The 12,078-nt window shown below is 36.4% G+C and carries 13 protein-coding genes; 9 read left to right on the top strand and 4 right to left on the bottom strand.

Annotated elements, in window-relative coordinates; genetic code table 11:
• Positions 1–18: 18 nt before the first annotated feature.
• The 3 genes from DHW03_RS09550 to DHW03_RS09535 all read right to left on the bottom strand — a co-directional run bounded on the left by DHW03_RS09550 (position 19) and on the right by DHW03_RS09535 (position 1,658).
• On the bottom strand, positions 19–555 hold the full coding sequence (locus DHW03_RS09550) for a hypothetical protein (protein ID WP_133248517.1): 537 nt from the start codon (positions 553–555) through the stop codon (positions 19–21).
• A 95-nt stretch (positions 556–650) separates the two neighbouring features.
• The gene (locus DHW03_RS09540; protein ID WP_109925512.1) at positions 651–1,295 is read right to left on the bottom strand and encodes an HD domain-containing protein; all 645 of its coding nucleotides are present in this window, start codon (positions 1,293–1,295) and stop codon (positions 651–653) included.
• Between the two features lie 84 nt (positions 1,296–1,379).
• Positions 1,380–1,658: a helix-turn-helix domain-containing protein gene (locus DHW03_RS09535; protein ID WP_109925511.1), complete on the bottom strand. Its 279-nt coding sequence runs from the start codon at positions 1,656–1,658 to the stop codon at positions 1,380–1,382.
• A 310-nt stretch (positions 1,659–1,968) separates the two neighbouring features.
• On the opposite strand from DHW03_RS09535, the gene DHW03_RS09530 reads away from it, so the two are divergent.
• From DHW03_RS09530 to DHW03_RS09510, 5 genes are all read left to right on the top strand, one after another.
• Positions 1,969–2,202, top strand: coding sequence for a hypothetical protein (locus DHW03_RS09530; protein ID WP_109925510.1), 234 nt, complete (start codon positions 1,969–1,971; stop codon positions 2,200–2,202).
• A gap of 285 nt (positions 2,203–2,487) precedes the next feature.
• Positions 2,488–2,691 (top strand): hypothetical protein, encoded by a 204-nt coding sequence (locus tag DHW03_RS09525; protein WP_240618507.1) that lies wholly within the window; start codon positions 2,488–2,490, stop codon positions 2,689–2,691.
• Positions 2,692–2,767: 76 nt separating this feature from the next.
• Positions 2,768–2,980, top strand: a complete 213-nt coding sequence (locus tag DHW03_RS09520; protein WP_109925508.1) for a hypothetical protein — start codon at positions 2,768–2,770, stop codon at positions 2,978–2,980.
• A gap of 97 nt (positions 2,981–3,077) precedes the next feature.
• On the top strand, positions 3,078–4,283 hold the full coding sequence (locus DHW03_RS09515) for an HlyD family secretion protein (protein WP_109925507.1): 1,206 nt from the start codon (positions 3,078–3,080) through the stop codon (positions 4,281–4,283).
• Entirely contained in the window at positions 4,280–6,544 is a 2,265-nt protein-coding gene (locus tag DHW03_RS09510; protein WP_109925506.1) for a peptidase domain-containing ABC transporter, read from the top strand. The genes DHW03_RS09515 and DHW03_RS09510 overlap by 4 nt, the downstream gene beginning before the upstream one ends.
• Before the next feature lie 37 nt (positions 6,545–6,581).
• On the opposite strand, the gene DHW03_RS09505 is transcribed toward DHW03_RS09510, so the two are convergent.
• Entirely contained in the window at positions 6,582–7,778 is a 1,197-nt protein-coding gene (locus tag DHW03_RS09505; protein ID WP_109926009.1) for a THUMP domain-containing class I SAM-dependent RNA methyltransferase, read from the bottom strand.
• A 71-nt stretch (positions 7,779–7,849) separates the two neighbouring features.
• On the opposite strand from DHW03_RS09505, the gene DHW03_RS09500 reads away from it, so the two are divergent.
• The 4 genes from DHW03_RS09500 (at position 7,850) to DHW03_RS09480 (ending at position 12,010) form a co-directional block, all read left to right on the top strand.
• On the top strand, positions 7,850–8,218 hold the full coding sequence (locus tag DHW03_RS09500; RefSeq protein ID WP_109925505.1) for a DUF3127 domain-containing protein: 369 nt from the start codon (positions 7,850–7,852) through the stop codon (positions 8,216–8,218).
• A gap of 471 nt (positions 8,219–8,689) precedes the next feature.
• Entirely contained in the window at positions 8,690–9,319 is a 630-nt protein-coding gene (locus tag DHW03_RS09490; RefSeq protein ID WP_109925503.1) for a hypothetical protein, read from the top strand.
• A 151-nt stretch (positions 9,320–9,470) separates the two neighbouring features.
• A complete protein-coding gene (locus DHW03_RS09485) occupies positions 9,471–9,980 on the top strand; it encodes a hypothetical protein (RefSeq protein ID WP_109925502.1) in 510 nt (169 codons plus the stop codon).
• 197 nt (positions 9,981–10,177) lie between these two features.
• Positions 10,178–12,010, top strand: a complete 1,833-nt coding sequence (locus tag DHW03_RS09480) for a sensor histidine kinase (protein WP_109925501.1) — start codon at positions 10,178–10,180, stop codon at positions 12,008–12,010.
• Positions 12,011–12,078: the final 68 nt, after the last annotated feature.

Here is a 12,078-nt window from a genome sequence, read left to right as displayed (position 1 = left end):
TCATTTTTGGAATACGCGTTAAGCATTGGCCCAAGTGGATTCGGTATATTCTCGATTGAGTATCGTGGGCATCTTTTGCAGATGATAGATTTCTTGAAAAGATCGTAATTCTGTATAAAACCTTTCTGCTTCATCTTCACATCGGTTCATGGCATTAAAATTAGCTTTAAACGAAGGGTTTTTAAAGGCAATTTGATAATAGTAGCTGCCATTTCGGCCATCAAACTTTTCGGTAATATGGCTCACATTTTCCCAATTGGTAGAAAAATCTTTTTGATGATAAAATAAGGTTGGCTTATCTACTTTAAGGTTAAGTCCTCGTTCATTAATTTTAATTGCGCATTTTACTATGAGTTGGGTGTTGATCATCCAAATGGAAAAGCCAACCATTGTTCCTAAAGTAAAACATACAATAGAGAGCATTTCCCATTCTGACAAAGTTTGTGGTAAGCAAGATAAAACAACAAACATAATTGCCGCACAAACAATAGGAAAACCAATCATGGAAATGAGTAACAGATTGTTTTTGTGGTATTTGAGCTTGTACGATTGCATGGGATGTAGATTTGCCTCTAAATTACAAGCAATAGGAGGCAAATCAAATACCTATAAATCGGTATTTTGAAATTACGGTTTGATAGAAAGGGGCACTAATTTCCTTCCCATTCTTTATAAAAATGATCGAGGTATTGGAGCATAAAATTATGTCGCTCGGTGGCAATTATCTTTCCCGTTTTGGTATTCATCATGTCTTTGAGCAACAAAAGCTTTTCGTAAAAATGGTTGATGGTTGGCGCCGTAGTATTTTTATAGCTTTCTTTGTTTAAATGTTGCTCGGGTTTAATCTCAGGATCGTAAAGCACCCGGTTTTTAAAACCTCCATAAGTAAAGGCTCTGGCGATGCCAATAGCACCAATCGCATCTAATCGGTCTGCATCTTGAACAATTTGCATTTCTTTTGAGGTAAAACCAGCATCATCAAAACTGTTTTTGAACGACATATTTTGAATGATAAGCTTAACGTGAGCGATGACATTTTCCTCCACATTAATTGATTTTAAGAAATTTTCGGCCATTATAGGCCCAATTTCCTCATCTCCATTATTAAATTTAGGATCTGCTATATCATGTAGTAAAGCTGCAAAAATTACGACTTCTTCATCGCCATTTTCTTTAGCATTGATATTTACAGCCGATTTATACACACGCTCAATATGGAACCAATCGTGGCCAGCTTCTGCATGTTCTAAAGTTTTTTTAACAAAATCTATGGTTTTGTTGATGGAGTTTTTCATAACGATTTCTTTCAACCCAAAGGTATTCGAAAATCCTTTAGGCCAAAAAAAATGTTGTAAATCGATAAAATAAGATGCAAGTGATTAACCAACCGAAACTGGTTTTTCATCAGGAGAAATGATTTTAATTAAATCTGTGTGGTCAAGTGTTAACAAATGAGTCACTTCCACTTCTAAAATCGCTGCAATTTGAAACAAACGCTCAATAGTTAACTTGCTATAGCCAAGTTCTATTTTACTGTAAGCATTTTGAGAAATCTTTAACTTTGCTGCAAGGTAATCTTGAGTGTAATCTCTATATTCTCTAATTTTTCTAATATTTCCCGCAACATTCTTCGTCTTTAAAGCAAATAGATCTTCCATAGGGGTAGGATAATTATTTAAATAATGTTTTTCAATATAATAAACGAAATTATGTGGAAATTGGATTTCTGCAAAATTTTATTTGGCTATAACTAGGCACACGCGCAAACGTGTCACCCCGACTGTTATTACATACAAATTAACAACTAAATTGTTTAACATATTCTTTTTTGTTGTTCTAAATCAAGGCATTACGAAAACTTATTAAAGCACTACTTCGTTTCTATAATAACTGCGAGCAATCGTAGCTAATAAAAGGAGTAGCCGAAAACCTCAAACAGAGTAGGCAAAATTAAAATTAGAAAACGTTATGAAACTTCAAGAGTTAAATTTAAACGAAATGAAAGAAATCAACGGTGGTGGTTTGTTAGGTGGTAATGATTCATCAAATTCAGGTGGATTATTAGGTTCAATTGGAATTGGTAATTTATTATCATTCTCTAACGAAACACAAGATGGAGATGAAACGAGTAAAACCTCGTTCTCTTTAGGGAATAACATTGGTGGAAGTTTGGAAGGATTATTCCAAAGCTTAACCAGCTAATTTGAATTATAGCTTCAATTATAAAAAAGGATTCCCCAAAAGGGAATCCTTTTTTAGTTTTAAGTACATTTAATTTCTGGTTAAAATTGTTTTAATTACCTCACAACCAGTCTGTTTAACCTATTCTTTCGGGTTGTTTTGTTTAAACATCCAAGCGTTAGATACCTACGTTTATTAAATAAATGACGATGAAAATCGGATTTTAGGGGTTGCCGAAAACCTTAAAAAGAGTAGGCATGATTAATCTATACAATTATGAAAATGCAAGAATTAAATTTAAACGAAATGAAAGAAATTAATGGTGGTGGTTTATTTGGAAGCAATGATTCCGCATCATCAAGTGGTTTAGGTGGCGCTTTAGGCATTGGTAACTTGTTATCATTCTCAACTGCAAGTAAAGACGGCGATGAAGCAAGCGCAAGTTCATTATCAATTGGTAATAACATTGGCGGAAGTTTAGCTGGAATATTCGACAGTATTAATCGCTAGTAAAATGATTATTAAAGATCAATAAAAGGAGAGTTTTTTATACTCTCCTTTCTTATTTAAATAACACCTTTCACTTATGAAAAATTTATCAAAAACCGAAATGATTGAAATTGAAGGCGGAAGTCTTTTTGCAGACAATGCCTCAGCTATGAATGTTTCATTCACCAGTAATGCAGATTGCTTGCTAAGCTTAACTTTCGAAAGAAATTACGGAAATCAGCACAGCAAAACCACAATTTCTGCTGGTAATGATGTAAATCTGAACTTCGGATTTGCCTCTAATCAGTAGTTGTCACCATCAATAAATGAAGAAAAGGGCCAAATTCTGTGGTCTTTTTTTATGACATATAAAACCAAAGTGCCTCAATTGCGTATATAAATTACATATGGATAGTGACAAATACATATTCCCTAAAGAAGTTATTGAGAATACGGCTGAATACCATTTCCATTCTCATAACTCATACACCAAGGTAATTTATCAGGTTATTTTGGCGGTTCTAATTGTTGCATTTTTAGCGATGTTTATCATCCGTGTAGATGTTAACGTAAAAAGCACCGGACTATTTAGGCCAACTGCCGAAAGAAATGAAATTAAGCCATTAATTGCAGGGCGAATAGATTCTTTATTTATTAAAGAAAATATGCATGTAAAAGCTGGCCAGGTTTTACTCACCATAAAAAAAGAAAATATCGAAAGTCAGGATGCATTAAACCAATTTCAACAAACAGATGTTGAGGATCAGCTTTATGACTTGGGTTTGTTGATTAATGCCTACAGGCGGAATGATTGGTCTAAAAAACTGCCGCTAAAATCGGGTGTTTATGGGCAACAGTACAGTTTATTTATGCAGCGAGTAACCGAAGCCAAAGCCCGTTACCAACTCGCCTATAAAAATTACGATCGCTATGCGTATTTGTACAAAAAAAAGGCTGTTTCTGCTGTCGAATATGATGAGATGAAGCTCAAAAAAGACAATGTTTTTAATGAGCTTTCTTTAATAGGCGAAGAACAGGGGAGCAAATGGCAAACCGAATTAAATCAGTTAACGATTCAAAATCAACAACTTGGCGCTAAAGATAAGCAATACAACGAAGAGAAAGAATTTTACACCATAAAAGCACCGTTAACGGGCACCGTTCAGCAATTAAAAGGGATACAGCCCGGGAGCACAATATCAGCCAACGAAATTTTAGGAGAGATTTCGCCAGATTCTGGCCTAATTGCCGAAACCTATGTTCAACCAAAAGACATCGGATTATTAAAAATAGGTACCAAGGCTCGTTTCCAAATTGATGCCTATAATTATAATGAGTGGGGGATGGCAACCGGAAAGGTTATCTCCATTTCGAGCGACATATTTATGCAAAACGGAAGTCAGCCATATTTCAAAGTTCGTTGCCTATTAGACAAAAACAGTTTGAAACTCCGAAACGGATATGTTGGAAAAATTAAAAAAGGGATGACCCTTCAAGCGCGTTTTTTCGTAACCAGAAGATCTCTTTTCCAACTGCTATATGATAAAGCCGATGACTGGTTAAATCCAAACGTGATTCCAGAAAACAAAGAAACCCAAGTGAGTAGCCTATGAAATCCGTACCCGAATTTTTTGAAGCTTTCAAGACAAGGCTAAGCAATAAAAAGAATGCAAAACGTACCATCATTAAGCAGCATGATGTTACCGACTGCGGGGCCGCCTGTTTGGCTTCAATTTCCATTCACTATGGCCTCGATCTGCCCATCGCCCGCATCAGGCAATATGCATCAACCGATAAAAAGGGAACCAATGTTTTAGGTTTAATTGAGGCTTCTGCCCGATTGGGATTTTCTGCTAAAGGCGTAAAAGCCAGTTACGAAAACCTATTTAGCATCCCCTTACCCGTTATTGCACACGTTAATCATAATAATCTAGCGCATTATATTGTACTATATGCTATTTCAGAAGATTACATAGAAGTTATGGACCCGGCGTACGGTGAAATGCAGAAATTAAGTCACGATGAATTTAGGCAAAAATGGACTGGTGTTTTGATTATGCTTTTGCCTGGCGATGATTTTACGGCTGGGACGGAACGTATTTCTATAGAAAAAAGGTTTATTTACTTGTTAACCCCACATAAATCTGTACTCATTCAAGTTTTGATTGGTGCCATATTTTACACGATATTGGGTTTATCCACCTCAATTTTTTTGCAGAAAATTGTAGATAATGTGTTGCCAGAAGGAAATACCAATCTACTAAATTTGATGGGTACGGTAATGATCATCATCATTCTGCTGCAAATTTTTCTGAATTATGCCAAAACCTTATTAACCATTAAAACAGGACAGCAGATAGATGCAAGGCTAATTTTAGGTTATTATAAGCATTTGCTAAAACTTCCGCAACAATTCTTTGATACCATGCGTGTTGGGGAAATTATTTCGAGAATGAACGATGCGGTAAAAATCAGGGCTTTTATAAACGATGTGTTAATCGGCTTTGCCGTAAACGTGTTTATTTTGATTTTCTCTTTTGCATTGATGTTTACCTATTATTGGAAACTGGCGTTGATTATGCTCACCGTAATCCCACTTTATGCGCTGATTTATTATTTCTCCAATAAGCTAAACAGAAATACGCAGCGTAAACTGATGGAAAAAAGTGCCGATTTGGAAAATCAATTGGTAGAATCGGTAAATTCTGTGAGTACAATTAAGCGTTTTGGACTGGAAAATTTCTCCAACTTAAAAACAGAAATCAGGTTTATTAACTTGCTTAAAACCGTTTACACCTCCGGTACCAACTCTCTTTTAATTGGTAATGCCAGCAGTTTTGTTTCCAGTATTTTCGCGGTAATTTTGCTTTGGGCAGGAGCTAGTTTTGTGCTTCAAAATCTAATTACCCCTGGCGAGCTTTTATCATTCTATGCCATAATTGGCTATTTTACCGGCCCGGTAATTGGCCTAATTGGGATGAACAAAGTTTTTCAAGATGCCAGAATCGCTGCCGATCGATTGTTTGAGATTATGGATTTGGAAAGGGAAAAAACAGAAAACAGAACCGATTTAACTACCGATATGGTTGGTGATGTAGCTTTTAGAAATGTAAATTTTAGATACGGAACACGGGTTACGGTATTCGAAGATTTTAACCTGCACATCGAAAAAGGTAAAATAACTGCCATTGTGGGCGAAAGTGGCTCAGGTAAAACAACTTTGCTGTCCTTGCTTCAAAACATTTACCCCCTTCAATCTGGAAACATTATGATTGGAGAGTTTGATATCAACTACATTACCAATGAAAGTTTAAGAAAAATTGTAGCGGTTGTACCTCAAGACGTGCACCTCTTTGCAGGGAATGTAATTGAAAATATTGCTGTTGGAGAGATGGAGCCTGATATGAAAAAGATTGTGCGGATCTGTGTACAAATCAATATTATGGACTTTATCGAACGCTTGCCCAATGGTTTTGATACCTATCTTGGCGAAAATGCTACAACCTTATCTGGTGGGCAAAGACAAAGATTGGCCATTGCCAGAGCGCTTTATCGCGAACCAGAAATCTTAATTTTAGACGAGGCAACTTCCTCTTTAGATTCCTCATCAGAAGAGCATATCCATAACGCAATTTCTTTATTGAGAGCGCAAGGGAAAACCATTATTTTAATTGCACATCGGTTGAGTACAGTAGTAAGTGCCGATAAAATCGTTGTTTTGAAGGAAGGAAAACTGATTGAGGAAGGTACGCACGCAGAGTTGGTTAAGTTAGACGGCATGTACACCACCATGTGGCACAAACAGTTTCCAAGTATGAGCGAGGCCATTAAAAAAGCCAGAAAGAAAACAACAAGCTTACAATCAAAAGATTAATCAAATACGTTGAGAAATAATCCAGAAATCACTCCCATTATGGAGTAATTTCTGGATGCTTATCTGCTTGAGGTAATCTGCGCGTACCATCATACAGCTCGTATTCAAGCATTCTGCAATCCAATTTACCATTGTAAAATTCTATCTTTTTAGAAGCTTTCAAGCCAATTTTCTTTGCCAAATCAGGGTTGCCTGTAAAAATATAGCCAGTATATCCTTTGCATTTGCTTTTCATAAAATCGCCCATACGCTTATAGGTGGTTTCCAATTTGCTGTGTACCCCCAAACGCTCACCATATTCTGGATTAAAAACCACAACACCTTTTGCATCTTCGGGCACTGGAGTAAGTTCAAAATCGCATACTTCAAATTCTATAATTGTATCAACGCCAGCAGTTTTTGCATTCCTGCGTGTAACCTCTACCGCGTCCTCAGAAATATCAGAAGCAACAATCTTAAGGTCGATATTTTTAATTACCTGATCCTTTAAAATTCTTCGCTCGGCAAAAAATTCCTCTTCATTGTAACCTAAAATATGCATGAAGGCATAATTCATTCGGTATAAGCCAGGTGCACGGTTGGTTGCAATAAGGGCAGCCTCAATGGCTAATGTACCAGATCCACACATGGGGTTAATAAATGGCGATTTTTTATCCCATTGGGTGGCATAGATTACCCCCGATGCCAGGGCCTCTAACATTGGTGCTTTCCCTGGTATTTTACGGTAACCGTGTTTGGCTAAAGTTTCGCCGGAGGTATCAATAAAAATATCGGCTTCAGCATCTTTCCAATATAAATGGACCACCGCTTTATTTGCATCAGAACCAGAATTTGGGCGGATGCCCTTTTTCTCTTTCATGCGATCTACAATCGCATCCTTCACTTTTAAATTTGCAAATAAAGGCGTGGTAATGTTCGGGTTATCTACATTAGAAGTTACAGAGAAATAGCCTGCAAAATCAATCAATTCTTCCCACTCAATTTCCTTTATTTCATTATACAAATCATCGGGCGTAATGGCCTTAAAACTTTTTATAGCATACAAAATTTGGCTGGCGCAACGCAAGTTCAAATTTAGCTTTATACACTCTGTGAGGGTGATATTAAGCTCAACACCAGTTTGAAATGATCTTTCTATTGTATAACCTAGGGCGGTAACCTCCTCTTGCAAATACGGAGAAAGGCGCTTATTGCAGGTAATAATTACCTTGCTTTTATTGTGGAAAACTTGCATCATAATATATGCGAAGTTATCAATAAAAATATTGAGATTTGACTTATATACGTACATTATTAGTATTAGATATGGAAATTAAAGGAAAAGTACACGAAGTAGGTGCCACTCAGCAAGTAAGTGAAACGTTTAAAAAACGTGATTTAATAGTAGAATACGCAGAAAATCCAACATACCCGGAATATATCCGTTTTGAGGCATTACAAGATAAAACTGCATTATTAGATACATTTAAAGCAGGCGATGAGGTTGAAGTTTTCTTTAATTTACGTGGTCGCCCTTGGACAGATAAAACAGGAAAAACATCATATTTTAATAGTTTGGTTATTTGGCGCATTAATGCCATTGCAGCGGGCGCACCGGCAGCTAGCACCCCAGCTTACGCCGCACCAGTTGATGTAAGCAATGCACCAGGAGAAGATGATGACTTGCCTTTCTAAATAAAGATTCTTTTTTAAAGCAAACAATTTTGAACCATGCCGGAATTTAATTCTGGCATTTTTTTTGAAATTTTCTGCCACACGTAATTTATTATACTACTCAAAATGGCGTAGATTTAGCTGAAACTAAAAAGGCAATCAATTACCTCATCAGTTCGTTTAATCAAAAGATACCAGTTTTAATAGGAGTTGACAATAGCCCAGGTGCTCCTTTAGCAAATAAGGATAAGGCTATTGACCACGATGTTGTTATTGTACGCATGGGTACTGACACAAAAGGAAAATATTTTCAGTTCGTTGATAGTGCTACGGATAGCCCTGCAGCCGGGGCAAGTTATAATAACAGGTTGTATTATAATCCCTCTTCAGGCAAAATTACCAGACAAACTGCAATAGTAGGATACAGAAATTTAGCGGGGATGCATGATTATATTGTAACGCAAGTCCGCAAGAACATAAAAAAATAGAATTATGAAAAAGTTGGTATTGATATTAATATTTTCGATTCTCTTTAGTGTTAGCTATGGACAAAAAAAAGAGAATGTAGATGTAAAAAACATTAAATGCTCAATTCTGAATTTCTTAAACTGGTACCGGTTGGATGAAGTTTTAGATACAACAAAGGAAAACTATCCAGAAAAAGAATTTCATCCGATAATTGTGAGGGAGCGAGTAGATACGATGATAAAATTAAGCATAGATATGGTTGCTGTTGAAAACTATTTAGGCCATATTAAATCAAGCAACTATGTCTCAGAAAGTTTTATTAATAATTTACGTCAATATCATCAAAAGATTGCAGATGAAATTAGGAACTCAAAACCTTACCCAGCTAGTGCAGGAGAATTTGCAATACCTGGTTTAAATTGTGATGTTATATTTGGTTTCGAGCCTGAAGAAATATTAGACCATATAAAGGAAGGACGATTTGCAAAAATCCGTATAATATATGATAAAGCGATGGTTAAATTCGATATTTCGAGATTTAATCAGTCTGTTTTCACCCTCACGAAGACTAATGGAATATGGTTAATAGACTATTTAGGATTTGATTTAACAAATTTTGATGAGTATGATAAAAAATCTAGGCTACGAAAATAGTACTAATTTAAGTATGTCCTCCTGTCTTGGATTAAGCCTATTCTGTTGCAAGCGTCCGCTTGGGCTGCCAATATTTTATTGAAGGGGCTTAAAACGAATTAAACACAAGCGGACGCTTGCGATAGACTGGTGTCTAATTACAAATTATATTATGAATCAAATTGATTTTCAAGACAATATATTGATGTTAAAGGTTGGAAAATCTTCTCTAATCGTGAGGCTCATTTTAGTTCCAGTTACCCTTTTGTTTTTTCTGCTGCCCATATGGGGTTTAAGTTTAAATTTGGCAGATGGCCAAGGCATTAAATTTTTATCAGTGCTAATCTTTGCAGGTTATTTTCTGCTAGGGTTTTACTTACTCCGCATCTGCTTGTGGAATACTTTCGGAAAAGAGGTGATTAGCTTTGGACTAAATACCATAACCTATGAGGCGGATTATGGCTGGTTTAAAGGAAATAAGAAGGAAATTCCCCTCGAAAATTCAGTTTGTAAAATAAAGCCAAGCGAATTTGAAAATCAGGGTAAGGGCATACTTGTATTCGAATCGGATCAATCGGAAATTGAATGTGTTGCGCTAGTACCGCTAGAAAAATTGCAGGTTTTATTCACCCACATCCAGGATAAAATTGCCGCAATCAAACCAGAAGAATTTCAAAATTAACGGTTTCATCACTCCAGTTGTAGTTTACAAGACAGTGCTGTCTCAATCATTAACCCTTCATTAGCAGGGTGATCGTCCGTTGTTAAAATATGTTAAAAACAAACAGTTAACTTAGCGAATAAGTATTTTTGATCGCTAAATTGTATTTCAGATGGATGATCTCTAAACGATCAGAATACAAGGAACTGCTCAGCTGAATGAAGAAAGGAAGTTTTTGGATTATTACCGTTTTAATGACGGTGGCTTTACTTGGTGTATTTGTAATGCAATTGTATTACATCAGGGAATCCTATACGCTTAAATCTCAACTATTCGATCAGCAAGTGAATCAAACCTTAAGTGTTGTGGTTAATAAAGTGCAAAGGCGAAATGCGGCAGATCACATCAATAAAAAAGATGCCGAAAATAAACTACAACAACTTCAAAATTTAAGGCAACGTGCCCTCGATATTAAAGATTTAAAGCAACAATACGTTCAAGAAACAGAAATTAGGCAAGAGGAGCGAGAGGTAGAAATTGAGCAATACCTCAATAACCAAGACAGCATCATTCGGGTTTCTTATAGAAGGCCACAAATGTTGTCTGAGCTTACCTATAGGTCTTTAACAACACCAGAAAGTTCGTTGCCAGGTGGTGCGCGGCTTGATGTACAAATGGATGCAATGGTAGATCAAGATTTTAAGTTGCAGTCGTACAGTATGCGCTCTAAACTATTTGCTCCAGATGCGAAAACGTTTAATTTTCGCACCCCTCAAACCCTGCCCGATACCATCAGGTATCTCGTAAATGATCCAATAACGGGAAATCCACTTTTGGTTGGTCTTCCGAAAATTTCGGATGACTTAGCCCTGAAATTCAAAAAAGAAGACCAAATTGCCAAAAAGAAACTCGAATTAAAAATTGCGGCTTTGGGTAAAGATACCACGCCCTACACAAGCTCACGTTTGCTAGAAGATGTTGCCAAGGAAATGAAGGAGGGCAACGTTCCAATTTATAAAAGAATCAATTACAATGCCTTGGGGGCTTTGCTTAAAACAGAGCTACTTGCCCACAACATTACACAAAAACCTGCTTACAAAATTGCCCTGGCCAATAAAGATTCGGTATTATTTATTGAGGCATCGCATTCAAAAGAAGAATTTCTACCCAAAAACACCTATAAAGTTCCAATTTTCGGAAACGATTTATTTCGCGATCCTGGAACATTGATTGTGAGTTTTCCAGATAAAAATGCCGCAATAATTTCTAATCTGGGCGCCACCTTAGCATCATCAGTTGGACTTTTACTGGTGCTGGTTTTTATATTTTCTTATACGCTTTATGCCATTTTGAAGCAGAAGAAACTATCGGAAATGAAAACCGATTTCATTAATAATATGACGCATGAGTTTAAAACCCCTGTAGCTACCATTATGATTGCCAGCGAAGCCCTCAAAGATCCGGAAGTTACAGCGGATAAAACTCGTTTAAAGCGTTTAGCAGGTATCATTTACGATGAAAATGTGCGTTTGGGTAATCATATAGAACGCGTTTTAAGCATTGCCCGTTTAGAAAAAAACGAGCTGAAAATGGAGAACAGCGAGGTAGATATGAACGATCTAATCTTGATTGTGCTCGATAGCATGAGCTTGCAACTGCAAAAAAGAAATGCCGTTTTAACAGTAAATACCGATGCCGAAAATTCCATTGTTTTTGGTGATGAGTTGCATTTATCAAACGTACTTTACAATTTAATTGATAATGCAAATAAGTACAGCACAAATGCACCCGAAATTACCATCACTACAAGAAATGCAGGGAAAAATTTAATAATTGAAATTGCCGATAAGGGAATTGGCATGACGAAAGAACATTCTAAACGCATTTTCGATCAGTTTTACCGAGTGCCTACAGGCAATTTGCATGATGTTAAAGGCTTTGGGCTTGGCCTAAATTACGTTCAGGATATTATCAAACAACTTAACGGCAGCATTAAAGTAAGCAGCGAAAAAGACAAAGGAACGAAGTTCGAAATTGTTTTGCCTTTATAAATCGACTAAAAAAGGAATAGATATTACTCTGTATTGCATATTGCAGCATAACACACACGCGAAAAAAT

Source organism: Pedobacter yonginensis (assembly GCF_003173595.1).
In the GTDB taxonomy this organism is placed as follows: domain Bacteria; phylum Bacteroidota; class Bacteroidia; order Sphingobacteriales; family Sphingobacteriaceae; genus Pedobacter; species Pedobacter yonginense.
The sequence above is the reverse complement of the archived record's forward strand: the minus strand, read 5'-3'. Positions and strand labels throughout refer to the sequence as shown.